This is a genomic window from Streptomyces sp. R302, from assembly GCF_012927245.1.
Taxonomy (GTDB): Bacteria; Actinomycetota; Actinomycetes; order Streptomycetales; family Streptomycetaceae; genus Streptomyces.
On the sequence record NZ_JABBGE010000010.1, the window covers coordinates 52,500 to 77,322 of the forward strand.

25 protein-coding genes are annotated in these 24,823 nt (G+C 73.5%); 15 read left to right on the top strand and 10 right to left on the bottom strand.

Annotated features, from left to right (window positions below; translation table 11 throughout):
- Nucleotides 1-73: 73 nt before the first annotated feature.
- On the top strand, nucleotides 74-1,597 hold the full coding sequence (locus HHL19_RS28720; protein ID WP_169093452.1) for a hypothetical protein: 1,524 nt from the start codon (nucleotides 74-76) through the stop codon (nucleotides 1,595-1,597).
- 11 nt (nucleotides 1,598-1,608) lie between these two features.
- On the opposite strand, the gene HHL19_RS28725 is transcribed toward HHL19_RS28720, so the two are convergent.
- The 4 genes from HHL19_RS28725 to HHL19_RS28740 form a co-directional block, all read right to left on the bottom strand.
- Nucleotides 1,609-2,226: a TetR/AcrR family transcriptional regulator gene (locus HHL19_RS28725; RefSeq protein WP_169093281.1), complete on the bottom strand. Its 618-nt coding sequence runs from the start codon at nucleotides 2,224-2,226 to the stop codon at nucleotides 1,609-1,611.
- A 132-nt stretch (nucleotides 2,227-2,358) separates the two neighbouring features.
- Nucleotides 2,359-3,036 (bottom strand): phosphatase PAP2 family protein, encoded by a 678-nt coding sequence (locus HHL19_RS28730; RefSeq protein ID WP_169093282.1) that lies wholly within the window; start codon nucleotides 3,034-3,036, stop codon nucleotides 2,359-2,361.
- Between the two features lie 120 nt (nucleotides 3,037-3,156).
- Nucleotides 3,157-4,101 (bottom strand): M56 family metallopeptidase, encoded by a 945-nt coding sequence (locus HHL19_RS28735; RefSeq protein ID WP_169093283.1) that lies wholly within the window; start codon nucleotides 4,099-4,101, stop codon nucleotides 3,157-3,159.
- 143 nt (nucleotides 4,102-4,244) lie between these two features.
- On the bottom strand, nucleotides 4,245-4,835 hold the full coding sequence (locus tag HHL19_RS28740; RefSeq protein WP_169093284.1) for a DUF5134 domain-containing protein: 591 nt from the start codon (nucleotides 4,833-4,835) through the stop codon (nucleotides 4,245-4,247).
- A gap of 212 nt (nucleotides 4,836-5,047) precedes the next feature.
- Between HHL19_RS28740 and HHL19_RS28745 the strand changes: the two genes are divergently transcribed.
- The 5 genes from HHL19_RS28745 (at nucleotide 5,048) to HHL19_RS28765 (ending at nucleotide 9,719) form a co-directional block, all read left to right on the top strand.
- Nucleotides 5,048-5,620, top strand: a complete 573-nt coding sequence (locus tag HHL19_RS28745; RefSeq protein WP_169093285.1) for a GNAT family N-acetyltransferase — start codon at nucleotides 5,048-5,050, stop codon at nucleotides 5,618-5,620.
- Nucleotides 5,621-5,776: 156 nt separating this feature from the next.
- Nucleotides 5,777-7,174: a DUF6421 family protein gene (locus tag HHL19_RS28750; protein ID WP_169093286.1), complete on the top strand. Its 1,398-nt coding sequence runs from the start codon at nucleotides 5,777-5,779 to the stop codon at nucleotides 7,172-7,174.
- A gap of 32 nt (nucleotides 7,175-7,206) precedes the next feature.
- Nucleotides 7,207-7,965 (top strand): SDR family NAD(P)-dependent oxidoreductase, encoded by a 759-nt coding sequence (locus tag HHL19_RS28755; RefSeq protein WP_169093287.1) that lies wholly within the window; start codon nucleotides 7,207-7,209, stop codon nucleotides 7,963-7,965.
- On the top strand, nucleotides 7,962-9,041 hold the full coding sequence (locus tag HHL19_RS28760) for a low specificity L-threonine aldolase (RefSeq protein ID WP_169093453.1): 1,080 nt from the start codon (nucleotides 7,962-7,964) through the stop codon (nucleotides 9,039-9,041). The genes HHL19_RS28755 and HHL19_RS28760 overlap by 4 nt, the downstream gene beginning before the upstream one ends.
- A 75-nt stretch (nucleotides 9,042-9,116) precedes the next feature.
- Nucleotides 9,117-9,719: a transglutaminase family protein gene (locus HHL19_RS28765; protein WP_169093288.1), complete on the top strand. Its 603-nt coding sequence runs from the start codon at nucleotides 9,117-9,119 to the stop codon at nucleotides 9,717-9,719.
- 156 nt (nucleotides 9,720-9,875) lie between these two features.
- Here HHL19_RS28765 and HHL19_RS28770 read toward each other — a convergent pair whose 3' ends face one another.
- Nucleotides 9,876-10,601 (bottom strand): lysophospholipid acyltransferase family protein, encoded by a 726-nt coding sequence (locus HHL19_RS28770; RefSeq protein ID WP_169093289.1) that lies wholly within the window; start codon nucleotides 10,599-10,601, stop codon nucleotides 9,876-9,878.
- A 241-nt stretch (nucleotides 10,602-10,842) separates the two neighbouring features.
- Between HHL19_RS28770 and HHL19_RS28775 the strand changes: the two genes are divergently transcribed.
- From HHL19_RS28775 to HHL19_RS28795, 5 genes are all read left to right on the top strand, one after another.
- Nucleotides 10,843-11,169, top strand: a complete 327-nt coding sequence (locus tag HHL19_RS28775; RefSeq protein ID WP_169093290.1) for a thioredoxin family protein — start codon at nucleotides 10,843-10,845, stop codon at nucleotides 11,167-11,169.
- Between the two features lie 249 nt (nucleotides 11,170-11,418).
- A complete protein-coding gene (locus tag HHL19_RS28780; RefSeq protein WP_169093291.1) occupies nucleotides 11,419-11,943 on the top strand; it encodes a flavin reductase family protein in 525 nt (174 codons plus the stop codon).
- Nucleotides 11,944-12,141: 198 nt separating this feature from the next.
- A complete protein-coding gene (locus HHL19_RS28785) occupies nucleotides 12,142-12,936 on the top strand; it encodes an electron transfer flavoprotein subunit beta/FixA family protein (RefSeq protein WP_169093292.1) in 795 nt (264 codons plus the stop codon).
- 57 nt (nucleotides 12,937-12,993) lie between these two features.
- Nucleotides 12,994-13,956, top strand: a complete 963-nt coding sequence (locus HHL19_RS28790; protein WP_169093293.1) for an electron transfer flavoprotein subunit alpha/FixB family protein — start codon at nucleotides 12,994-12,996, stop codon at nucleotides 13,954-13,956.
- Nucleotides 13,957-14,123: 167 nt separating this feature from the next.
- Complete coding sequence (locus HHL19_RS28795; protein ID WP_169093294.1) at nucleotides 14,124-15,425, top strand: aldolase/citrate lyase family protein; 1,302 nt, start codon at nucleotides 14,124-14,126, stop codon at nucleotides 15,423-15,425.
- Here the strand turns inward: HHL19_RS28795 and HHL19_RS28800 are convergent, their stop codons facing one another.
- On the bottom strand, nucleotides 15,426-16,469 hold the full coding sequence (locus HHL19_RS28800) for a LacI family DNA-binding transcriptional regulator (RefSeq protein WP_169093295.1): 1,044 nt from the start codon (nucleotides 16,467-16,469) through the stop codon (nucleotides 15,426-15,428).
- Nucleotides 16,470-16,599: 130 nt separating this feature from the next.
- Between HHL19_RS28800 and HHL19_RS28805 the strand changes: the two genes are divergently transcribed.
- On the top strand, nucleotides 16,600-17,565 hold the full coding sequence (locus HHL19_RS28805) for an ROK family protein (RefSeq protein ID WP_169093296.1): 966 nt from the start codon (nucleotides 16,600-16,602) through the stop codon (nucleotides 17,563-17,565).
- A 547-nt stretch (nucleotides 17,566-18,112) separates the two neighbouring features.
- Here HHL19_RS28805 and HHL19_RS28810 read toward each other — a convergent pair.
- Nucleotides 18,113-18,313, bottom strand: coding sequence for a hypothetical protein (locus HHL19_RS28810; protein WP_169093297.1), 201 nt, complete (start codon nucleotides 18,311-18,313; stop codon nucleotides 18,113-18,115).
- A 139-nt stretch (nucleotides 18,314-18,452) separates the two neighbouring features.
- Between HHL19_RS28810 and HHL19_RS28815 the strand changes: the two genes are divergently transcribed.
- Entirely contained in the window at nucleotides 18,453-19,490 is a 1,038-nt protein-coding gene (locus HHL19_RS28815; RefSeq protein ID WP_169093298.1) for an NUDIX hydrolase, read from the top strand.
- A gap of 43 nt (nucleotides 19,491-19,533) precedes the next feature.
- Here the strand turns inward: HHL19_RS28815 and HHL19_RS28820 are convergent, their stop codons facing one another.
- On the bottom strand, nucleotides 19,534-20,235 hold the full coding sequence (locus HHL19_RS28820; RefSeq protein ID WP_169093299.1) for an MBL fold metallo-hydrolase: 702 nt from the start codon (nucleotides 20,233-20,235) through the stop codon (nucleotides 19,534-19,536).
- A 137-nt stretch (nucleotides 20,236-20,372) separates the two neighbouring features.
- Nucleotides 20,373-21,740, bottom strand: a complete 1,368-nt coding sequence (locus tag HHL19_RS28825) for a dipeptidase (RefSeq protein ID WP_169093300.1) — start codon at nucleotides 21,738-21,740, stop codon at nucleotides 20,373-20,375.
- 288 nt (nucleotides 21,741-22,028) lie between these two features.
- Between HHL19_RS28825 and HHL19_RS28830 the strand changes: the two genes are divergently transcribed.
- On the top strand, nucleotides 22,029-23,357 hold the full coding sequence (locus HHL19_RS28830; RefSeq protein ID WP_346768551.1) for a geranylgeranyl reductase family protein: 1,329 nt from the start codon (nucleotides 22,029-22,031) through the stop codon (nucleotides 23,355-23,357).
- Between the two features lie 88 nt (nucleotides 23,358-23,445).
- Here the strand turns inward: HHL19_RS28830 and HHL19_RS28835 are convergent, their stop codons facing one another.
- Nucleotides 23,446-23,916: a nitroreductase/quinone reductase family protein gene (locus HHL19_RS28835; protein ID WP_169093302.1), complete on the bottom strand. Its 471-nt coding sequence runs from the start codon at nucleotides 23,914-23,916 to the stop codon at nucleotides 23,446-23,448.
- 195 nt (nucleotides 23,917-24,111) lie between these two features.
- On the opposite strand from HHL19_RS28835, the gene HHL19_RS28840 reads away from it, so the two are divergent.
- Nucleotides 24,112-24,816, top strand: coding sequence for a TetR/AcrR family transcriptional regulator (locus tag HHL19_RS28840; RefSeq protein ID WP_169093303.1), 705 nt, complete (start codon nucleotides 24,112-24,114; stop codon nucleotides 24,814-24,816).
- Nucleotides 24,817-24,823: the final 7 nt, after the last annotated feature.

Sequence of the window (24,823 nt, forward strand, 5' to 3'; positions counted from 1 at the left end):
GCCAAGGAACATACTGCCGGGGTCCAGCACCGTTCAGCATTGAACGGAAAACACGGAGGACGGAGTGACTTCATTGGACACCCCGCAGAGTCCACCCTCCCGGATCAGACGCCTCGGCGCGGCCACCGCCGCGGCCGGCCTCCTGGCGGCGCTGCTCGCCACCGGCACCGCCACCGCCACCGCCACCCCCGACCCCGGTGACGCCCCGCTCCAGGCGCCCGTCCCGGCCGCGCAGGCCGCCGAGGCGCGGTCGGCGATCGAGACCGGCGCGATACCCGGCGTCGACGAGATCGTGAAGAGCGACAACATCCAGCTCCTGGCGAACATCCCCAAGGACGCGCTCCAGGGCCTCAACACCGACCTCGCCTTCCAGGGCCCGTACGCCTTCGCGGGCAACTACGACGGCTTCCGGATCTTCGACATCAGCGACCCGAAGGCACCGAAGAGCGTCGCCCAGGTGCTCTGCCCCGGTTCCCAGAACGACGTCTCCGTCTCCGGGGACCTCCTCTTCCTCTCCACCGACTCCTCCCGCAGCGACGACTCCTGCGCCTCCACGATGCAGTCGGCCTCCGTCAAGGAGTCCTGGGAGGGCATGAAGATCTTCGACATCAGCGACGTCACGAACCCGAAGTACGTCGCCTCCGTCGAGACCGCCTGCGGCTCCCACACCCACACGATCCTGCCGCAGCGCAAGGACGTGTACGTGTACGTCTCCTCCTACTCGCCCAACGCGGCCTTCCCCGACTGCCGGCCGCCGCACGACGGCATCTCGGTCATCAAGGTGCCGCGCGAGGCGCCGCAGCAGGCCCGCGTCGTGAACTTCCCCGTCCTCTTCCCCGGTGAAGGCCCCGACGGCGGCGGCAACCCCGGCGGCCCGACCAACCCGGGCGTCTCCAAGACCACCGGCTGCCACGACATCACCGTGCTGCCCGGCAAGGACCTCGCCGCCGGCGCCTGCATGGGCGACGGCATCCTCTTCGACGTCTCCGACCCCGAGCACCCGCGCGTCCTCGACCAGGTCCAGGACAACGTCAACTTCGCCTTCTGGCACTCCGCCACCTTCAACCAGAAGGCGAACAAGGTCGTCTTCACCGACGAGCTCGGCGGCGGTGGCGGCGCCACCTGCAACGCCGCCGTCGGTCCGAACCGCGGCGCCAACGGCGTCTACGACATCACCGGCAAGGGCAAGAACCGCAAGCTCGTCTTCCGCAGCTACTTCAAGATCCCGCGCCACCAGGCCGACACCGAGAACTGCGTCGCCCACAACGGCTCGCTGATCCCGGTCAAGGGCAAGGACCTCATGGTCCAGGGGTGGTACCAGGGCGGCGTCTCCCTCTGGGACTTCACCGACTCCGCGCACCCGAAGGAGATCGGCTACTTCGACCGCGGCCCGGTCTCCGACACCGCCCTCGCCGTCGGCGGCTCCTGGTCCGCGTACTACTACAACGGCCACGTCTACTCGAACGAGATCGCCCGGGGCCTCGACGTCCTGAAGATCTCCGACCGGCGCACCGACCCCGCCCAGCGGATCCGGATGGACGAGCTCAACGTCCAGACCCAGCCCGACTACTTCGAGGACTTCGGCGACCGGGACTGACCCCGCGCGCCTCAGAGCACGCCGTCGGGCGGACCACCGTCCGGCGGCGCGCCGCTCTCCCAGTCCAGGCCGTAGCGGTGGAACAGCTCCGCCCGCAGCCGGGCCATCGGCATCGGCGCCCCCGGCAGCAGCACCGCCACCACCGCCCCCATCAGCAGCGCCCGCAGCAGCGGATAGTCGCGGTCCACGTCCTCGGAGCCGTACCGCTCCACCGTGTCCCGCAGCAGGAAGGCGAGCCGCTGCTGCTCCTCGCAGCGCACGAAGCCCTCGGCCTGCAGGATGCCGGCCATGTGCGTGCGCATCAGCGTCGGGCGGTCCACCGCGAGCCCCAGGACGGCGTCGATCGCCCGGGCCAGCCGCTCCCTGCCGTCCTCGGTGCGCGGCGGGCGCTCCAGCGCCTCGGCGAGCGTGAGGTGCATCAGGCGGTGCACCGCGGACTGCAGCAACTGCCGCTTGCCCGGGAAGTAGTACGAGACCAGACCGCGTGCCACCCCGGCCTCCCGGGCGATGTCCCCGAGGGTGGTCGCCTCGTATCCACGGCGCCCCACGAGCTCCACGGTGGCCGCCAGGATCCGCTCCCGGGAGCGTCGGCGAAGCTCTTCGTTGACCGACGGGCTACGCGGCGTCATGCTGGGCTCCTGCGTTGACTGGCTCGCGGCCAATATACTCAGCGTGGATCGTCGTCCCGCCCCCGTGGCGTGACGGCGTGGAGGCCGCCTTTCCTGGGCGACACGGGGGATCGTCCAGGACGGGCGGCCTCGTCATGTCCCTTCCCCTCCATGGTCGCGCGGCTCGCGCGGCGGCACGGGAAGCGGCCCGCCGCCCGGCATCCGCCGGTACGCGACGACGGCGACGGCCACGCAGCACCACCCCATCAGCCAGCCGGCCAGCACGTCCGAGGGCCAGTGCACCCCGAGGTAGACCCGGGTCCAGCCGACCCCGAGCACCGACACCACCGCGAGCCCGGCCGCCGTGCCCCAGCCGTGCCACGGCTCCCGCCCGACCAGTGCGAACACCCACAGCAGCAGCCCGCAGACCACCACCGCCGTCATCGCGTGCCCCGACGGGAAGGCGGCGAACGACGCCGAGTCCACCGGATCCCGCCACACCGGCCGCTCCCGGTCGACCAGCGCCTTCACGCCCTGCTGCACCCCGGCCGCGGCCAGCACGGTCCCGACCACCCACAGCGCGAGGCGCCGGTGCCCGTACCGGACGAGGAGCAGGGCCGCGGCGAGGGCCAGCGCCCGCATCGTCCACGGGTCCCACACCCAGTCGCTCAGCACCCGGTGGGCACGGGTGAGGCCGGGATGGGCGAGGGCGCTGCGGTGCAGCGCCTCGTCGACCGACCGGTCGAAGGCGAGCAGCGGGGCCCATGCGGCCGCCACGAGCGCGAGCAGGAGCAGGGAGAGCCCTCCGGAGACCACCGCGGAATTTCGCATTCCACGATCCTGCAGGACCGCCCGCCGTGACCCGCTCCACGCGGCACCGCCCCGCGCGTCACCGTTCCGCGGTGCGCGGGGCGGGGCCTCGGCCGGAGTGGTCCTTCCCGCCGTCACCGGTCAGCCGAGGGCGGCCAGGCCGGGGAAGAAGGCGATGAGCACCGGGACCGCCGGGACGAGGGCCGCCGTCGCCGTGAGACGCAGCCGGTGGACGGCGGGGAGCCGGGGGGTGGCGGTGAGGAGGCGGTCGACGCGCTGGGGGAGGCCGGCCTCGGGGCCGATGCCGGGCGGGGTGGCGAACACGCCCCGCTCCTCGTTCAGTCCCACCAGGGCGAGCGCGACGGTCAGCCGCCCGAAGCGGCGCGAGGCCACGTCGTCGGCGGCGAGTTCGACCAGCCGGTGCATCTCCTCGCGGAAGGCGGTGAAGACCGGGATGCCGGGGAAGCCGGAGGCGAGCGCTCCGGAACAGTGGAGCAGCCAGTCGTGCCGGGCCCGGGCGTGCCCCTGCTCGTGGGCGAGCAGCGCGTCGAGCTGTCGGCCCTTCAGGCGGCGCAGCGCGGCGGTGGTGACGACGAGCCGGGGCGCGGTGCCGGGCAGCCACCAGGCGTCGGGGCGCTCGCCCTCCAGGACGACGAGCCGCCCGCCGTCCGGCTCCTCGCCGGGCAGCTGCGGGGCGCGGACCAGCAGGTCGTCGCGGCGCGTGCGGCGGCGGGCGCGGGCCAGGCCGATCTCGCGCCCGAGCATGGCGCCGGTCCACAGCCCGCCGGCCGCGAGGACCACGGCGAGCGCCGCCGACCAGGGGCCGCCGTCGGTGGAGAGTTCGTACGCGTCGAGGACCGCGCGCGGCGCGTGCGCGAAGACCTGGCCGCGCACGGCCTGCCAGGCGGCGGCCGCGCTGAAGGTCATCGAGAGCGCGAAGCTGACCAGGACCGCGGCCACCACGCACTGCCACACCCAGAGCGCCACGACGGGTTCTCGCTCCGCCCAGTCGGCCCGGGCGAGCAGCCGGGGCGCGGTGAGCGCGGTCAGGACGCCGAGCAGGAGCAGCGCGAGGGAGACCCACATGGACGTCACCCTATGAGCGGGGTGCTCCCCGGGGGTATGGCCTCACCCGGCAAGTGACGTACGCCACGGTTTCGCCGCTCGTGAGCCCGAACGTCCGCGCGGGACAAGGGGACTCGGCGGGCCTGAGGGCGGCACGGAGGGATTCAGAGCGTGCACAGCATCGCCAGCGTGGCGAGGCCCATCGACAGCCGGCAGACCAGGGCGAGCTCCGGCCGGGTCGTCCAGCCGGGTCCCCCGCCTCCCGTCGGTCCGCCCCCGCGCCCGTGCGGGCCGGCCGGGACGAGCCGGGCCCCGGAGCGGAGCACGTACACCGCGTAGTAGAGGAGCAGCCCACCGGTGAGCAGGGGTATCCCGCCGGCCGCCGTCCCCGCGCCGTGCGCCGCGTGCACCCCCTGCGCGCCGGTCGCCGCTGACGGGGCCATCGTGAGCGCCATGTAGACCATGGCGAGGGAGCCGACGGCGTGGTGCAGCCGGTGCGCGTCCCGGCGGGCCGCGGCGAGGTCGGCCACCGCCGCCGCGCCGAAGAGCGCCGCGTACACCGCCCAGTTCCAGGACGGCGGGGTGAGCACGGCGGGCGGCAGTGCCATCGCCGCCATCCCGAAGCCCATCACGGCCTCCGCGCGCGCCGCCCGCCGCTCCTCGCCCGTGCTGGCCCGGGTCCGCAGCGCGCAGTACGTCCCGACGGCCGCGCAGAGCGCGACGAGCAGCCACCCCGACAGGCCCGCTCCGTGCACGGCGCACCTCCCCCCTCGGCTTGTGCCCCTCGGCTTCGTGTCCCTCGGCTCGTGTCCCTCGGCTCGTGTCCCGGGGAGGGGCTGCCCGCCGCCGGGTGTGCGCACGCGGGCGCACAGGCGCGCACAGGCGTACGAAAGGGGGTGCGGCGGCGCGCGTTAGGCTCGGGACGACCGCGCACGCCGGTCGACGCGCCCGAGGGGAGCCCCGCACGATGGACACCGCCACACCCGTTCCCGACACCGCCGCGAGCCAGGAGCCCGGCACCGTCACCTACCGGCAGGCGGTGCTCGACGACGTGCCCGTCGTGGTGCCGCTCGTCGAGTCGGCCTACCGGGGCGACGCGAGCCGGGCCGGGTGGACCACCGAGGCGGACCTCCTGGACGGGCAGCGGACCGACCCGGAGGGCGTGGCCGCCGTGATCGCCGCCCCGGGCAGCGTGCTGCTGCTGGTGGAGCGGGACGGCGACACGGTCGCCTGCTGTCAGCTGGAGCACCGCGGCGAGGCCGCCTACTTCGGCATGTTCGCGGTCCGGCCCGAGCTCCAGGGCGCCGGCCTCGGCAAGCGGATCATCGCGGAGGCCGAGCGGCGGGTCCGCGAGCTGTGGGACGTCCGCGAGATGCACATGACGGTGATCACCGCCCGGGAGGAGCTGATCGCCTGGTACGAGCGGCGCGGCTACCGGCGCACGGGCGAGACGAGCCCCTTCCCGTACGGCGACGAGCGCTTCGGTCTGCCCCGGCGCGAGGACCTCCGCTTCGAGCTCCTGGTGAAGCCCCTGGTCTGATCCTTCCGCCGGAAGCACCCGTTCACCCCCCGGTCGACAGGAAAAAATGCGGTCGGGAGGGTGTCCCACGGGAGAATTTCTCTTGCTCCTCTTGCGGTCATGAGTCATGCGTGGATACGGTTCCTTTACGCAAGGTTCTCCTGTGGAGGAAGAGGCATGACGGAAATTCTTGTGCAGGACGTGACCGGTGAGGGGATAGCTACCGCCCGCGTCATCGACCACCCTGCCTGGCCGGAGCTCAAGAACGCCGTGGAGGAGATCCGCGTCTGGCAGCGTGCCGACGGATCGGTCGACTTCGAGGCCGAGGGCGCGCCCGCGCGTTCCCTCGTCGAGCTGACCGTGGACCGCCTGGTGGCCGCCGTCGAGCAGCTCTCCCCGCTGGTGCCGCACGACGCCGCGTACCACCGCGCCCTCGTCGCCGACCTGCGCAAGTGGTCCGAGGGCGGCTTCGGCGTCCCGGACTTCCTGGACTCGCTGCTGACCTTCCACCCGGCCGCCGGCCGCGCGGACGGGCTCCAGCACCTCGTGCTCTTCCCGATGTACACGCAGAACGGCAACCCGGACCGCAACTTCGAGGCCGTCGTCCTGCGCATGGTCTGGCCCGAGTGGCTCGCCGAGCTGGAGGCCACCCGCTACGACAACCCGGGCTACATCGGCATCTCCTTCGAGGACTTCACCGCCGGGTACGACACCAACTCGGCCGTCCTCTTCCCGGAGACCGTCGCCGTCCGCGAGGTCCCCGAGCGCTTCACCTGGGGCGGCATCTTCTGCGACCGCGAGGCCGCCCGCTTCCGCAAGGTCACCGAGGCCGCCGTCGACACCCTGGGCCTGAAGCTGCCCGCGGACATCGCCGCGATGCTCGACGACCAGAGCCGCTGCGAGCAGGCCTTCGCCCTCTGGGACCTGGTCCACGACCGCGCCCACAGCCGCGGCGACCTGCCCTTCGACCCCTTCATGATCAAGCAGCGCCAGCCGTTCTGGATGTACGGCCTGGAGGAGCTCCGCTGCGACCTCACCGCCTTCAAGGAGGCCGTGAAGCTGGAGGCCGAGGGCAACTCCCACGGGCGCGACGTGCAGTACGCGGTCCTCTTCGACCGGATGTTCCGCTTCCCGCTCACGGGTGACCGCAACCGCAACTACGACGGTCTGGGCGGCCAGCTCCTCTTCGCGTACCTCCACAAGAACGACGTGGTGCGCTGGACGGACAACGTCCTCACCATCGACTGGGACCGCGCCCCCGAGGTCACCAACCGCCTCTGCTCCGACATCGAGACCCTCTACCGCGACGGCATCGACCGTCCGAAGCTGGTCCACTGGATCAAGGCGTACGAGTTCGTCTCCGGCTACCTCGCCCCGCACCCGGGCTCCAAGTGGGCCAAGGGCCCCGACGCCCTGGACCTCACCCTCCCGCCGCGCAAGCTCGTCGACGACGTGCTTCCCGACGAGTTTCCGCTGAGCATGTTCTTCGAGGCCCTTTCCAAGAAGATGAAGGGCGTGATCGCCGGCACCAAGGGGATCACCGCCGCGGACATGCCCGAGCGGGCCGCCGCGTGACCGACGGTACGGAGCACACGGAGGAGACGTCCATGAACGCCAACGGAAACGGCGGACCTCTCGACGGGGCGGTCGTCGCGGTGGCCGGCGCGGCGGGACCCGCCGGCCGGGCGGCGCTGCTCCGCCTCGCCGGCGCCGGCGCGACCGTGGTCGCCGCCGACGCCGACCCGGCCCGGCTCGCCGAGGCCGTCGAGGCCGCCCGCGAGACGCAGGGCGCCAAGGTCGTCGGCGAGACCGTCGACCTCCTCGACCTCGACGCCACGCGCGCGTGGGCCGACAAGACGGAGAAGGAGTTCGGGCGCGTCGACGGGCTCGTCCACCTCGTGGGCGGTTGGCGCGGCAGCTCCTCCTTCACCGAGACCGACCTCGGGGACTGGGACTTCCTGGAGAAGCTCCTGATCCGCACCGTCCAGCACACCTCGCTCGCCTTCCACGACGCCCTGCTCCGCAGCGGCGGCCGCGGCCGCTACGCCCTGGTCAGCCAGGTCGGCGCCCACAAGCCGCAGGCCAACAACGCCGCGTACAACGCGGGCAAGGCCGCCGCCGAGGCCTGGACCCTGGCCATGGCGGACTCCTTCCGCAAGCTGGGCGGCGAGGACGGCCCGCAGGCCGCGGCTACGATCCTGGTGATCAAGGCATTGGTGCACGACGCCATGCGCGCCGAACGCCCCAACGCGAAGTTCGCGGGCTTTACCGACGTGAAGGACCTGGCCGACGAGATCGCCGGCCTGTGGGACCGGCCCGCCCAGGAAGTGAATGGACAGCGCCTGTGGCTGACCCCCGCACCGTGACCGCCGCCCTCGGACACCGGACCGACGCCCGTCGTCACCACGACCCGTCGGTCCGGGGCTTCGCGAGCGACAACTACGCCGGCGTCCACCCCGAGATCCTCGCCGCGATCGCCCTCGCCAACGACGGCCACCAGGTCGCCTACGGCGAGGACGAGTACACCGACCACCTCCAGCGGATCGTGCACAGTCACTTCGGCCCGCTCGCGGAGGCCTTCCCGGTCTTCAACGGCACCGGGTCGAACGTGACCGCCCTCCAGGCGCTCACCGACCGCTGGGGCGCCGTCATCTGCGCCGAGAGCGCCCACATCAACGTGGACGAGGGCGGCGCGCCCGAGCGCATGGGCGGCCTCAAGCTGCTCACCGTGCCCACCCCGGACGGCAAGCTCACCCCCGAGCTCATCGACCGGCAGGCCTGGGGCTGGGAGGACGAGCACCGGGCCATGCCCCAGGTCGTCTCGATCACCCAGAACACCGAACTGGGCACCGTCTACACCGTGGACGAGATCCGCGCCATCGTCGAGCACGCCCACTCCAAGGGCATGAAGGTGCACCTCGACGGCGCCCGGATAGCCAACGCGGCCGCCTCCCTCGACGTGCCGATGCGCGCCTTCACCAACGCGGTGGGCGTCGACGTCGTCTCGTACGGCGGCACGAAGAACGGCATGCTCTTCGGCGAGGCCGTGATCGTCCTCAACCCGGACGCGGTCAGCCACATGAAGCACCTGCGCAAGCTGTCCATGCAGCTCGCGTCCAAGATGCGCTTCCTGTCGGTGCAGCTGGAGGCGCTGCTCGCCAAGGACCTGTGGCTGCGCAACGCCCGGCAGGCCAACGCGATGGCCCGCCGCCTCGCGGACGGGGTGCGCGCCCTGGACGGGGTGGAGATCCTCTACCCGGTGCAGGCCAACGCGGTCTTCGCGCGCCTCCCGCACGAGGTCAGCCGCCGGCTCCAGCAGCGGTTCCGCTTCTACTTCTGGGACGAGCAGGCCGGCGACGTGCGCTGGATGTGCTCCTTCGACACCACGGAGGACGACGTCGACGCCTTCCTCCAGGCCCTGAAGGAAGAACTGGCCCGCTAGCGGCAAGCTGAATAGGTATGCGGTCGAACGGAAAGTCATTGACTCCGCTCGGCCGCTTTCCTATGCTCGCGGATCATGGAGCTGACACAGCAGCATGCCGACATCGCGGCCTACTTGGCCGTCGGTGAGGCCGTCGACCACGATCACCCGCTCGTCCGCGCCACGGCGGACCGCATCGCCGCCGACCATGTCGACGCATACTCATACGCCAGGGCCGCCTACGAGTTCATCCGCGACGCCATCCCGCACTCCCAGGACTCCGGCGACCTCCGCGTCACCTGGCGCGCCTCCGACGTCCTGGAGCAGGGCACCGGCATCTGCTACGCCAAGTCCGTCGCGTACGCCGCGCTCCTGCGGGCCCGGGGCATCCCGGCCGCCCTCTGCTATCAGCGGCTCGCGGACGACGAAGGATCGAACCCGGTGATCCACGGGCTCGTCGCGGTCAGGCTGCCGGGCGAGGGGCGCTGGGCCCGGCAGGACGTACGGGGCAACGTGCCGCCCGGCGTGGACGCCCAGTTCTCGCTGGGGGAGGAGCGACTGGCCTGGGCCGTACGCCCGGAGTTCAATGAAGTGGACTATCCGGACCTTTACGATGAACCTCATCCGGTGGTGCTCCGGACCCTGCAAGCCGCGCCCGACCGGCCGTACCTCTGGCGGACGCTCCCCACGGAACTGTGAGTTCCGAAGAACCGTCACCTGCCGCCGCCGGAACTGGCGTCAGGGGCCGCGCACCCGCATCGGCGACGACACCACCGACGCCCTCTTCCTCCGCTCCGGAAGGGTAGCCCCGGGGCGCGGATCGCCGTGCGCCACCCCGAGTGAGGACCCGCGGGGCTACTTCCCGGCGGCCTTCAGCTGCTCCGGGGTAGGTGCCGTGCCGCCCAGGTGCGCGGGGATCCACCAGGTGTCCGTGGCGTCCTTCGGACGCACCGGGTAGGCGCGCTGCGCGGCCTCCAGGAGCTCCTGGACCCGGTCGCGCAGCCGGCGCGTGATCGCGCCCGCGTACTGGTCGGCGGGGGCCTCCACCGGCTCCCCGACCCGGATCGTCACCGGGATGTGCGCGCGCTTGAAGTTCCGCGGCCGGCCCTTCGTCCAGATCCGCTGCGTGCCCCACAGGGCCATGGGGATCAGCGGCACCCCGGCCTCCTGGGCGAGCCGGGCGGCGCCCGACTTGAAGCTCTTCAGCGTGAACGACTCCGAGATGGTCGCCTCGGGGAAGACGCCGACGATCTCGCCCGCCCGCAGCGCCTCCAGGGCGTGCTTGTACGCGTGCTCGCCCTGGGAGCGGTCCACCGGGATGTGCTTCATCGCCCGCATCAGCGGCCCGGAGACCTTGTGGCGGAAGACGGACTCCTTCGCCATGAAGCGCACCAGGCGCTTCTGCGGCAGCGCGGCCAGGCCGTCGAAGATGAAGTCCAGGTAGCTGATGTGATTGCTGACCAGGACGGCACCGCCGGTCCGCGGGATGTGCTCCGAACCCTGTGTGTCGATCTTGAGATCGAGCGCCTTGAACATGGTGAGCGCGGCGCCGATCACCGGTCGGTACACGAGTTCTGCCATGGGAGAGATACCCCTTCTTCTGTGCCTGTGGGAGGGCTCTCCCGGCGAAGTTACGCGGCCGTAGGTTTTCGGCTTTGGGCAGATCGTGCCCCATGTGGGCCGCCGTGACCAGTCCAGGCGGCTTCGTACGGGGAGATTCTCGTCACTCGCGGTGGTCGTGGCGGGAATCGTTCGGCCGCGTGCGACGCTGCACGGGAAGAAGGACGGGGAAACGCCGGAGAAGGATGACGGGGGACCAGGGATGACGGCGGAGACGACGCGCAGGCTCGGACCGGAGCGCCTCGGCGGCGCGGAGCTGGGGGAGCGGGCGACGCTGGTCCAGTTCTCCAGCGCCTTCTGCCAGCCCTGCCGGGCCACCCGCCGGGTCCTCGACGAGGTGGCCGCCATGGTGCCGGGCGTGGCGCACGTGGAGATCGACGCCGAGGAGCACCTCGGCCTCGTCCGCGACCTGGAGGTGACCCGTACCCCCACCGTCCTCGTCCTCGACGCGGCCGGCGTGATCGTCCGCCGGGCCGCCGGACAGCCCCGCAAGGCGGACGTCATCGCCGCCCTCGGTCACGCGCTGTGAGCCTGCCGGGCCGCCGGACCCCCCTTGGGGCGGTCCGGCCCGGGGATTCTGACGCGGTGACACATCTCCCACATCGCGATACGCACTTGACCTGGACCGTCACCCGTCGTCACCCTGACGGAGTGACCGGTGACCTCCTTCTCCACGGCCGGGCCCATGTGGACCTGGGCCGCCACGCGAGCGCGCGCTGTCCGGGCTTCTGACGCCCCCGGACCCCGCTCCACACCGCCCCGCACGAAGGACGACTCCATGACGGTCTCGCCCGAGCTCCGCTCCGTTCCGGCGATCGGCGCCCCCCGCTCCGCCTCGCCCGACCTGCTGCGCTCCGTCTTCCGCCGGCACGCCGCCGGCGTCGCCGTGATCACCGCGCACGGCGAGAGCCCCGTCGGCTTCACCGCCACCTCGCTCAACTCCGTCGCGGCCGACCCGCCGCTGATCTCCTTCGGCGTGGGCACCGGCTCCTCCAGCTGGCCCGTGCTCGCCGAGGCGGAGCACGTCGGCGTGCACATCCTCGGCGAGCACCAGGAGGAGCTGGCGACCACCTTCGCGCGCAGTGGCGCCGACCGGTTCGCCGCGCCGACCCGCTGGAGCCGGGGGCCCGAGGGCGTGCCCGTGCTCGACGGGGTGCAGGCCTGGCTGGTCTGCCGGGTGGTGGCCCGGGTGCCCGCCGGCGACCACCGGATCGTCATAGCCGAGGCCGTCGCGGGGGACCCCGGCGGCGCGGGCCGTCCGCTCCTGTACCACCAGGGGCGCTTCAACGCGCTGCGCGACTGAGAGTTCCCGCGCCGGCGGCGCCGCGCGCGTTGGGCAGATCACAGTGCTGAGCGCTTGCTCACTGGTCACGAACTGGGTGTACTGGCGAGTAATATCTGGTCGAGGCGTCCGGCGCCCCGGCCGGAAACCCGCCCTTCAGGCGCCTATGCTGCGAGCAACAAGGCAGCCCAGTTATGACGATGCAGTAGGAGAGCCGGCGTGAGCTTGAGGATCGTTGTCTGTGTGAAGTACGTGCCGGACGCCACTGGCGACCGGAAGTTCGCCGACGACCTGACGGTCGACCGCGAGGACGTCGACGGTCTCCTGTCGGAGCTCGACGAGTACGCGGTCGAGCAGGCGCTGCAGATCGCCGAGGAGGCGGACGACGCCGAGGTGACCGTCCTGACCGTCGGCCCCGAGGACGCGCGCGACGCGCTCCGCAAGGCGCTGTCGATGGGCGCCGACAAGGCCGTCCACGTCGACGACGAGTCCATCCACGGCTCCGACGTCATGGCCACCTCGCTGGTGCTCGCCAAGGCGATCGAGAAGACCGGCTACGACCTGGTCATCGCCGGCATGGCCTCCACCGACGGCACCATGGGTGTCCTCCCGGCGATCCTGGCCGAGCGCCTGGGCGTCCCGCAGGTCACCCTGCTCTCCGAGGTCAAGGTCGAGGGTGGCCCCAACGGCACTGTGACGGGCCGCCGCGACGGCGACACCGCCTCCGAGCAGCTGGAGGCCTCCCTCCCGGCCGTCGTCTCCGTGACGGACCAGTCGGGCGAGGCGCGCTACCCGTCCTTCAAGGGCATCATGGCCGCCAAGAAGAAGCCGGTCGAGGAGCTGGAGCTCGACGACCTGGACATCGACGAGGACGAGGTCGGCCTGGCCGGCTCCTGGACCGCCGTCGACTCCGCCGACGAGCGTCCGGCGCGCACCGCGGGCACGATCGTCAAGGACGAGGGCGAGGGCGGCAAGCAGCTCGCCGAGTACCTCGCGAGCCAGAAGTTCATCTAAGGCTCCCGCGAGCCGCTCAGACCGCCCCCTTTTTCGTTCGCAGGAGATTGAAGTCCCATGGCTGAGATTCTCGTCTACGTCGACCACGTCGACGGAGCCGTCCGCAAGCCCACCCTGGAGCTGCTGACCCTCGCCCGCCGCCTCGGCGAGCCGGTCGCCGTCGCCCTCGGCAACGGCGCCGCCGACACCGCCGCCGTCCTCGCCGAGCACGGTGCCGTGAAGGTCCTGACCGCCGACGCCCCCGAGTTCGCCGAGTACCTCGTCGTCCCGAAGGTCGAGGCCCTCCAGGCCGCGTACGAGGCCGTGTCCCCGGCCGCCGTGCTCGTCCCGTCCTCCGCCGAGAACAAGGAGATCGCGGCCCGCCTCGCGGTCCGCATCGGCTCCGGCATCATCACCGACGCCGTGGACCTGGAGGCCGGTGACGAGGGCCCGGTCGCGACGCAGTCCGCGTTCGCCGCCTCCTTCACCACCAAGTCCCGCGTCTCCAAGGGCACCCCGGTCATCACGGTCAAGCCGAACTCGGCCCCCGTCGAGGCCGCCCCGGCCGCCGGCGCGGTCGAGGCCCTGGCCGTCTCCTTCTCGGAGAAGGCCCACGGTACCAAGGTCACCTCCCGCACCGCCCGCGAGGCCACCGGCCGCCCGGAGCTGACCGAGGCCGCGATCGTGGTCTCCGGCGGCCGCGGCGTCAACGGCGCCGAGAACTTCGCGATCATCGAGGCCCTCGCCGACTCGCTCGGCGCGGCCGTCGGCGCCTCCCGCGCCGCCGTCGACGCCGGCTGGTACCCGCACTCCAACCAGGTCGGCCAGACCGGCAAGTCGGTCTCCCCGCAGCTGTACATCGCGGCGGGCATCTCCGGCGCGATCCAGCACCGCGCCGGCATGCAGACCTCGAAGACCATCGTCGCCATCAACAAGGACGCCGAGGCGCCGATCTTCGACCTCGTCGACTACGGCGTGGTGGGCGACCTCTTCGACGTCGTCCCGGTCCTGACCCAGGAGGTCCAGGCCCGCAAGGGCTGACGACCAGCGCTTCCGCAGGTCCGACTTCTCGGATCCAGGGGCCGCACGGCGAGTTCGCCGTGCGGCCCCTGGCCGTTTCGGACAACCATTGACGCAGGTCCGACGGCCTACTAACTTCGCTATACGGATTGTTGATTCCGTGAAGCGGAAAACAGGAGGGATCAGGGATGGGTCAGCAGGAGAAGGTGTCGACGAGCCTCGCGGGCGCGGTCAGCGAGGGCATCAGCGCCTCCCTCGCCGCGGTGGACGCCGAGCTCGACCGCCGCTACCCGGGCGACCCCGGCACCCGCCAGCCCGTCCACACCGTCTACGTCCCCGGCAACGTCTTCGACGCCGGCACCATCCGCTCCTGGGGCGACCAGGCCCTCGCCGCGCTCGACGAGCACGCCCCGGACGCCGCCTCCTTCGCCGCCGTCCTCGGCCTCTCCGACGACCTCGCCGAGGACGTGTACGCGCGCGTGCGCGCCAAGCTGGAGCGCGAGCCCATCGAGGACCTCCGGGTCGACTTCGAGGACGGGTACGCGGGGGGCGGCGGTGCCGAAGAAGACAACGACGCGGCCCGCGCCGCCCGCCTGATCAACGAGGCGTACGCCAAGGGCACCGCCGCCCCCTACATGGGCATCCGGATGAAGTGCATGGAGGCCGCCGTCCGCGACCGCGGCATCCGCACCACCGACGTCTTCCTCACCGGCCTCCTGGAGAGCGGCGGCCTGCCCGACGGCCTCGTCCTCACCCTCCCGAAGGTCACCTACCCCGAGCAGGTCACCGCCTTCGTGCGCCTCCTGGAGGCCTTCGAGAAGACCCACGGCCTCGACGCCGGCCGCCTCGGCTTCGAGATCCAGATCGAGACCAGCCAGTCCATCCTCGCCGCCGACGGCACCGCGGCCGTCGCCCGCATGATCGACGCCGCCGAGGGCCGAGCCACCGGTCTCCACTACGGCACCTTCGACTACAGCGCCTGCCTCGGCGTCTCCGCCGCCTACCAGGCCAGTGACCACCCGGCCGCCGACCACGCCAAGGCGATCATGCAGGTCGCCGCCGCCGGCACCGGCGTACGCGTCTCCGACGGCTCCACCAACGTCCTCCCGGTCGGCTCCACGGCCCACGTCCACGAGGCGTGGAAGCTGCACTACGGCCTCACCCGCCGCGCCCTGGCCCGCGCCTACTACCAGGGCTGGGACATGCACCCGGGCCACATCCCCACCCGCTACGCCGCCGTCTTCGCCTTCTACCGCGAGGGCTTCGAGACCGCCGCCAAGCGCCTCTCCGCCTACGCCAACCACGCCGGCGGCGACGTCATGGACGAGCCCGCCACCGCCAAGGCGCTCTCCTCCTACCTGCTGCGCGGCCTGCAGTGCGGAGCCCTCGACACCGCCGAGGTCGACGCCCTCACCGGCATGACCCGCGCCGACGTGGAGCGCTTCGCCGCCCCGCGCCGCGGCGACCTCACCGCCGGCGCCGGCCGCTGATCATCCGGCGGGCGGCGGCGGGACCTCGCCCGAACCCCGGGCGAGGAGCCGCGTCCCGATGACGACCCGGCGGGGCGCCTCCGCGGCCCCGTCGAGCCGCCGGAAGAGCAGCTCGGCGGCCGTCCGGCCGAGCGCGGCCGGATCCTGGGCGATCACCGTGACGCCCAGGACGTCACCGAGCTCGACGTCGTCGAAGCCGACCAGCGCCACCGGGTGCTCCCCGCCGCTCCGCCCGGCGAGCATCCGGACGGCGGTGACGGTGACCCGGTTGTTGCCCGCGAAGAGCGCCGTCACCGGCTCGGGGCCGGACAGCATCCCGGCGAGCGCCGCCGCCACCCGCTCCGGTTCCGTGGACCCGGGCGCCACCCACCGCTCGTCGACCGGCAGCCCCGCCTCCGCCATCGCCGCCCGGTAGCCGCGCAGCCGCTCCGCCGCCGTGTGGATCCGCGGCCGGTCGCCGACGAAGCCGATCCGCCGGTGCCCGTGGGCGATCAGGTGCGCCACGCCCTCGCGGGCCCCGCCGACGCCGTCCGAGAGGACGGTGTCCGCGTCGAGGCGTCCGGCCGGGCGGTCGGCGAAGACCGTGGCCACGCCCGCGCGCATCTCCGGCTCCAGATACCGGTGGTCGTCCCCGGCCGGGATCACGATCAGACCGTCCACCCGGCGCGCGCAGAGCGTCAGCGCCAGCTCCTGTTCCCGCCCGGGGTCGGCCGCGCTGGAGCCGTTGATCAGCAGCGTGCCGTGGGCCCGCGCCACCTCCTCCACGGCGCGGCTGAGCTGCCCGTAGAACGGGTCGGCGAGGTCCTCCAGGACGAGCCCGACGGTCGCCGTCCGCCCCTTCCGCAGCACCCGCGCGCTGTCGTTGCGGCGGAAACCGAGCGCGTCGATGGCCTCGCGGACCCGCCCCTCGGTCTCCGGAGTGACCCCCGGCTCGCCGTTCACCACCCGCGAGACCGTCTTCAGGCCGAGGCCCGCCCGGGCGGCGACGTCCTTCATCGTGGGCCTGTTGCCGTAGCGGGACTCGGGGCGGGTGGTCTCGGCCACGGTGCGGGGTTCCTCCGGTAGGGCGTGCGCGGGTCCGGCGGACCATGCGCCGCCCGTCCGAGCATAGTGCGCTTGATAACGTTGTCACCCCGTCGGTGGGCGGTACGTGGGGCCGTGAGAACCTACCGGCATGCGCACCACACCCGCTTCCGCTCCCGCTCCCGTGAGCCCGGCACCCCCCGTCGTCGCGCTCGACTTCGGCGGCACCAAGATCGCCGGGGCGCTGGTCGACGCCGACGGACGGATCCTGGCCCGCGCCCAGCGGCCGACCCCGGCGCGGGAGGGCGCGGAGACCGTCTTCGGGGCGGTCGGCGCCGTGCTCGACGCCCTCGCCACCTCCCCGTCCTGGGAGGCCGCCGAGGCCGTCGGCATCGGCAGCGCGGGCCCCGTCGACGCCGCCCGGGGCACCGTCAGCCCGGTCAACGTGCCCGGCTGGCGCGGCTTCCCGCTGGTCGAGCGGGTCCGGGAGCACACCGGCGGCCGGCCGGTCACCCTCGTCGGCGACGGCGTCGCCATGACCGCCGCCGAGCACTGGCTCGGCGCGGCCCGCGGCCACGCCGACGCCCTCGGCCTCGTCGTCTCGACCGGCGTCGGCGGCGGCCTCGTCCTGGGCGGCCGCCTCCACCCGGGCCCCACCGGCAACGCCGGCCACATCGGCCACCTCAGCGTCGACCTCGACGGCGACCCCTGCGCCTGCGGCGGCCGGGGCTGCGTCGAACGCCTCGCCAGCGGCCCGCACATCGCCCGCCACGCCCTCGACGGCGGCTGGCGTCCCGGCCCCGACGGCGACGCCTCGGCCGCCGCGGTGGCCGAGGCCGCGCGCGCCGGCCACCCGGCGGCCCTCGCCGCCTTCGCGCGGGCCGCCCGCGCGCTCGCGGCCGGCATCGCCGCCACCGCGCACCTCGTCGAGGTCGACATCGCGGTGATCGGCGGGGGAGTCGCCGGCGCCGGCGAGGTCCTCTTCGCCCCGCTGCGGCGCGCCCTCACCGACTACGCCACGCTCTCCTTCGCCCGCAGCCTGACCGTCGTCCCCGCCGCCACCGGCCCGGACGCGGGCCTCCTGGGCGCCGCCGCCGCGACCCGCACGCCGCACTGACCGTCCACCGCTCGGGCTCGCGCCGCTCGGGCTCGAGCCGCACTGACCGGCCGCCGCTCGGGCTCGCGCCGCTCGGGCTCGCGCCGCTCGGGCTCGCGCCGCTCGGGCTCGCGCCGCTCGGGCTCGCGCCGCTCGGGCTCGCGCCGCTCGGGCTCGCGCCGCTCGGGCTCGCGCCGCTCGGGCTCGCGCCCGCCGGGCCCCACGCCGGCCGGGCTCCGTGCCGGGCTCTGTGCTGGTCGGGCGCCGCCGGGCTGCGCGCCCACCGGGCGCCGCGCTTACTCGCGTACGGGAAAGGCCCGGGCCTCCGTGCTCGCCGGGTGCCGGTCGGGCTCCGCGCCGGCCGGGCGCCGTGCTTACTCGCGTACGGGAAAGGCCGGGGACTTCGCGCTCGCCGATGCCCGCCGGGCCCGCGCCCGCCGGGCCCGCGCCCGCCGGGCCCGCGCCCGCCGGGCCCGCGCCCGCTGGGCCCGCGCCCGCCGGGCCCCACGCCGGCCGGGCTCTGTGCTGGTCGGGCGCCGCCGGGCTCCGTGCCCGCCCGGCGTCGTGCTCACTCGCGTACGGGAAGGGCCCGGGGCTCCGCTTGCTGTGGGGTGCGCTGTTCGACCACGACCAGGAAGGCGTCCGAGGCCAGGTCCATCACCACCCGGGCCGGCACCCCCTCCTCGCGGCGCGCGCCCGCGTACTCCTCGGCGGGCCAGTGCCCTCGCGGGCCGCCCGCGGGAAACCGTTCCAGAACCGTACGGTCCATCTCCGCACCCCCTCGTGCTCGCGGTTCTCAACGACCTCGGGGCCCGAAGCGTTACGCCTCGGCTCCGGACGTGTGTTCGTGGTTTTCGTGGCAGGGTGTTGCGGGCAAGCCACAGGGGGCCGTCGATGAGGGGGGAATCGTGATCGTCTGGATCAACGGTGCTTTCGGCGCGGGCAAATCGAGCACCGCGCGCGAACTGGTCGGACTGATCCCGCACAGCACGCTGTACGACCCCGAGGCGACCGGCGCCGCGCTGCGCCGGCTCCTCCCCGACAAGCGCCTCGCCGAGGTGGACGACTACCAGGACCTGCCGATCTGGCGACGGCTCGTGGTGGACACCGCGGCCGCCCTGCACGCCGAGGTCGGCGGGGTGCTCGTCGTTCCGATGACCCTCCTGAGGCAGGAGTACCGGGACGAGATCTTCGGCGGCCTCGCCGCCCGCCGCATCGACGTCCGGCATGTGCTCCTGGCACCCGAGGAAACGATCCTGCGCTCGCGGATCGACGGCCGCGCCGACTACCGCGACCCGGCCGTCGACGCCGACGTCCGCCGCTGGTGTCACGCCCATCTGCCGCCCTACCGGGAGGCCGTCGACGGCTGGCTCGGCGCCGACGCCCACACCGTCGACAGCTCGGCGCTCACCGTCGCCGAGACGGCCAGAGCCGTCGCCGACGCCGTCCGGGCGGGCCTCGCCGCACCCTGCGGGATCGTCCAGACGCCGGAGCCGACCCGCGAGACCCTCGCCGCCGGCGTCCTCCTCTTCGACGACCAGGACCGCTTCCTGCTCGTCGACCCCACCTACAAGCCCGGCTGGGAGTTCCCCGGCGGCGTCGTCGAGGCCGGCGAACCGCCCGCCCGCGCCGGGATGCGCGAGGTCGCCGAGGAGATCGGCCTCGAACTCGACACCGTGCCCCGGCTGCTCCTCGTCGACTGGGAACGCCCCCAGCCACCCGGCTTCGGCGGCCTCCGCCTGCTCTTCGACGGCGGTCGGCTCGCCGCCCACGACCGGGACCGGCTCCGGCTCCCCGGCGCCGAACTCCGCGCCTGGCGCTTCGTCACCGAGGCGGAGGCCGCCGACCTCCTCCCACCCGTCCGCTACGACCGCCTCCGCTGGGCCCTGCGCGCCCGCGAACGCGGCACGGTGCTCAACCTGGAGGCGGGCGTACCAGTGGGCTGAGACCTGGTCAGCGCGGTCAGCCCGGTCAGCTCGGTCAGCTCGGTCAGCCTGGTTCGACCGCCCCCGCCGCCGCGGCCGCCGACAGCCGCTCCGCCGTCTCCTCCGTCACCGCGGGCCCGTGCCCGCAGCACAGCACCGACGGGCGCAGCTCCGCCAGCCGGGCCAGCGACTCCAGGGCCCGCGCGCGGTCCACGTGCAGCACGCCGAAGGTCACCTCCCGCACCGAGGCAACGGTGTCGCCCGCGAAGAGCACGCCGTGGCGGGGGAGATGGACCGCCATCGAACCGGGGGTGTGCCCGGGGACGTGGACCGCGACCGCCCCGTCCCCGAAGCCGAGCTCCTCGCCGTCCTCGACCTCCCGGTCCACCCGGGTCGGCGGCGCCTCCGGGCAGGTGAGGCCGTGGTCCCAGATCGGCCGCTCCCACTCCAGGAGGTCGGGCGGGGGCATCGGCGCCGCGCCGCGCACGTACGGCGCGTCGAGCCGGTGGGCGAGGATCTCGGCGCCGTGCCGCTCGGCCAGCTCCTGCGCCGCGCCCACGTGGTCGCGGTGGCCGTGGGTGAGGACGATGCGGGCCAGCCGGTCCGGGTCGAGGCCCGCACCCCGTATCGCCCCGGTCGTGGCGTCCGCCGAGCCGGCCCAGCCGGCGTCCACCAGGGTCAGTTCGCTGTCGTCGCGCCACAGGTACGCCTGCCCGATCCCGTAGTCGAGCAGGTGCAGCCGGGGCGTGATCCTGAGGGCTTCCATACGGCGAACGTACGCAAGGAGGCCCGCCCGCCGGAGCGTTCTACGCTCTCGGCGAGCTTCGCCCAGCGCGGAAAGACGGAAGGCCGTCGGGGCCGGTCGCCGCGGACCGGCCCCGACGGCCGTCGGAGGTCGGAGCGTCAGGCCCGGCGCGCGTTCGCGTAGTTCACCAGGAACAGCGCCTCGGCGACGGAGAGCCGCTCCAGCTCCTCCGGCGACACGGACTCGTTCACCGCGTGGATCTGCGCCTCCGGCTCGCTCAGGCCGATGAGCAGGATCTCCGTCTCCGGGTAGAGCGTGGCGAGCGTGTTGCACAGCGGGATCGAGCCGCCCATGCCGGCCGCCTGCATCTCCTGGCCCGGGTACGCCACCCGCATCGCCTCGGCCATCGACGCGTACGCCGGGCTGGAGGTGTCCGCCTGGAACGGCTGGCCCTGGCCGACCTGCTCCAGGGTCACCCGCGCGTTCCACGGCGTGTGCTTCTCGATGTGGGCGAAGAGCAGCTCGGTCGCCTTGGCCGCGTCCTGGCCGGGCCCCACCCGCAGGCTCATCTGGGCGCGGGCGGTGCGCGGGATCGACGGGGTCGCGCCCGCCACCGGGTGGCAGTCGATGCCGATGACGGTGACGGCCGGACGCGCCCAGATGCGGTCGGCGACCGACCCGGAGCCCGGCAGCTCCACGCCCGGCAGCACCTTGGCGTCGGCCCGGAACTGCTCCTCCGGGTACTGGAGGCCCTCCCACACGGCGTCCGCCGGCAGCCCGTCGATCACCGTCGAGCCGTCCTCGGCCCGCAGCGAGTCCAGGACCCGGATGAGCGCGGCGAGCGCGTCCGGCGCGGCCCCGCCGAACTGGCCCGAGTGGAGGTTGCCCTCCAGGGTGTCGATCTGCACCCGGATCATCGTCATGCCGCGCAGGGTCGCGGTCACCGTCGGCAGGCCGACGCGGAAGTTGCCCGCGTCGCCGATCACGATGGTGTCGGCGGCGAGCAGCTCGGGGTGCTGCTCCGCGTACCGCTCCAGACCGCCGGTGCCCTGCTCCTCCGAGCCCTCGACGATCATCTTGACGGTCACCGGCACGCCGCCGTTGGCCTTGAGGGCTCTCAGGGCGAGCAGGTGCAGGATGAAGCCGCCCTTGCAGTCGGCGGCGCCGCGGCCGTACCAGCGGCCGTCCTCGCGCTCCGTCAGCTGGAACGGCGGGGTCAGCCACGCCGACTCGTCGAGCTTCGGCTGTACGTCGTAGTGGGCGTAGAGGAGCACCGTCGGGGCGTCCGCAGGGCCTGGCAGAACGCCGTAGACCGACTGCGAACCGTCCGGGGTGTCGAGCAGCGCCACGTCCTGGAACTCCTCGGCGCGCAGGGCGTCGGCGACCCAGTTCGCGGCGGCCTCGCACTCGCTTCGGGGCGCCACGGCCTCGTCCGCGACCGACTCGAAGGCGACCAGCTCCGTCAGCTCGGCCTTCGCGCGAGGCATCAGGGACTGGACGGTCTCGGCGATCGGATTCGGCGACATGGGCACGCTCCTCGTGGGTGCGACGTTGAGGGTATGGGGAACGAACGGCGTATCGGGTGGTACGGCGTTCGCACCGTCGATCCTACGACCGGGCTCCGGCCTACCGAGCCGTAGGATGCGGGAAGCAGACGCCGGTCGGATCAGGAGCAGAAGCACATCGTGAGCAGCGAGAACGCAGAGAACGCCGGTCCGGAGCCCATCGAGCCGCTCGCGCCCGGCGATTCGGTCCCGGCCGTCGAGCCGTCCGGTGTGGCGTCGGGCGCGGCACCCGGCGGGGAGCCCGGTTTCGTGGACGACTTCGCGGGCGACTCCGCGGGCGACTCCGCCGACGACGGCGACCGGCCCGAGGTGTGGGACGTCGTGGTCGTCGGCGCCGGCCCGGCCGGTGCCTCGGCGGCGTACGCGGCGGCCGTCGCGGGCCGCCGGGTGCTGCTCCTGGAGAAGGCCGAGCTGCCCCGGTACAAGACCTGCGGCGGCGGCATCATCGGCCCCTCCCGCGACTCCCTGCCGCCCGGCTTCGAACTCCCCTTCCTGGACCGGGTGCACGCGGTCACCTTCTCCCTCGAAGGCCGCTTCGCCCGCACCCGCCGCTCGCGCCGGATGCTCTTCGGGCTCGTCAACCGGCCCGAGTTCGACGCCCAGCTCGTCGAGCACGCGCAGAAGGCCGGCGCCCAGCTGCGCACCGGCGCCACCGTGACCCGGGTGGAGCAGCACGGCCCCTCCGTGCCGGACCGGCGGACCGTCGCGGTGGTCCTCGCCGACGGCGAGACGGTGCTGGCGCGGGCCGTGGTCGGCGCGGACGGCAGCGCCAGCCGGATAGGGGCGCACGTCGGGGTGAAGCTTGGCCAGGTGGACCTGGGCCTGGAGGCGGAGATCCCGGTGCCGCCGTCGGTGGCGGAGGACTGGAAGGGCCGGATCCTCATCGACTGGGGCCCCATGCCCGGCAGTTACGGCTGGGTGTTCCCGAAGGGCGACACCCTCACGGTCGGCGTCATCTCGGCGCGCGGCGAGGGCGCGGCGACCAAGCGGTACCTGGAGGACTTCGTCGCCCGGCTCGGCCTCGCCGGCTTCGAGCCCGCGCTCTCCTCCGGCCACCTCACCCGCTGCCGCACCGACGACTCCCCGCTCTCCCGCGGCCGGGTCCTGGTCTGCGGCGACGCGGCGGGCCTGCTCGAACCGTGGACCCGCGAGGGCATCTCGTACGCGCTCCGCTCCGGCCGGCTCGCCGGCGAGTGGGCGGTCCGGGTCGCGGAGGCCGGCGACGCGGTGGACGCCCGGCGCCAGGCGCTGAACTACGCCTTCGCGATCAAGGCCGGGCTCGGGGTGGAGATGGCGGTGGGGCGGCGGATGCTCTCCGTCTTCGAGCGCCGCCCGGGGCTGCTGCACGCGGTGATCACGGGGGTGCGGCCGGCCTGGAAGGCGTTCGCGGACATCACCCGGGGCTCGGCCACGCTCGGCGGCATGGTCCGCTCGAACGGCCTGGCCCGACGGGCCCTCGAAGTCCTCGACAAGCGCATGGACACGGAGTCGGGCGTCGGCCCGGCGGGCCGTGGCGTGACCCGCAGGGACGAGGAGGACGCCGCCACCGCTCCGGAGGAGTCGGCCGGCGCGCTCTGACGACCGCGCGTCGCCGGGGGACGAGTACGGGGAGAAGTACGAGGAGAAGTACGAGGGTGGGTGCGGGCCTCCGGGGCCGCGCCCACCCTCACGCGTTTCCGGCGGACGTGATGCGGAACACGGGGTGCTTGTGCGCGACGGCGCGCAGCTCGTCGTCGGTGGAGTCCGGGCCGACACCGCCGAAGAAGACGCCGACCTCGGCCTTCCAGCGCTTGAGGTAGGCGCGCAGCACCGCCACCTTGGCGTCGTCTTCGCCTACCTCGGCCGCGGTGAACGGCTCTACCCGCTTGCCGAGGTGCAGCTCGCCGCCGCCGACCGCCCGCATGTTGCGGGTCCACTGGACGTGGCCGCGCGGGGCGACCAGGTAGCGCTCGCCGTCGAGGGTGAGCACGTTCACCGGCGTGGTCCGCCAGACGCCGCTCTTGCGGCCCCGGACGGCGAGGACCCGCGAGCCCCAGACGCTGATGCCGCGGCGGGTCAGCCAGGCGACGGAGCGGTTGACGACGTGGACGGTGAACCAGCCGGGCTTCATGACGTGGGCGGTGGTCTCGGCGGACATCGGATCCTCCTGGAGGGTGCGGGGCGGGCGAGGTCGGTAGGCGTTGCTTACGCGAGCGATGCTCTCGTTTCGTACCGCTTCCCTGAATCGTGAGCACTGCTCTCGCTTGAGAACAGTCTGCATGGATCGCCGCTCACAAGCAAGAGCACTGCTCTCGTTTCAGTGCGCCGCTCCGAAACGTGGCAGACTGCCCCCATGACCACCGTTCAAGGAGCCCGCGCCCGCGCCCGGGTCGAGATCACCGCCGCCATCAAGGACGAGGCCCGCCGGCAGCTCGCCGCCGAGGGCGCCGCCAAGCTCTCGCTGCGCGCCGTCGCCCGCGAGCTCGGCATGGTCTCCTCGGCGCTCTACCGCTACTTCCTCAGCCGCGACGAGCTGCTGACGGCGCTCATCATCGACGCGTACGACGCCGTCGGCGCCGCCGCCGAGCAGGCCCACGCCGCGGCCGTCCGCACGGCCCCCGGCGACCACCTCGCGCAGTGGACCGCCGTCTGCCGCGCCGTGCGCGTCTGGGCCGTCGCCCACCCCCACGAGTACGCCCTCATCTACGGCTCTCCGGTCCCCGGCTACACCGCCCCCCGGGACACCGTCGGCCCGGCCGCCCGCGTCGCGATGCTCCTGGTGGGAACCGCCCGCGCCGCGTACGAGGCCGAGGGCGTCGCGCTGCCGCCGCTCCCGGACGCCCTCGCGCCGGAGGCGGAGCGGCTCGCCGCCGATGTGACCCCCGGCCTGCCGCCCGCCCTCGCCGTCGCCCTCGCCGCCGCGTGGGCACAGCTCTTCGGCCTGATCTCGTTCGAGGTCTTCGGCCAGTTCAACCGGGTCGTCGAGGACCGGGACGCCTTCTTCGCCGTCGCCGCCGAACGCCTCGGCCGCGAGGTGGGCCTGCTCCCGAGGCCGTGACCGGAGG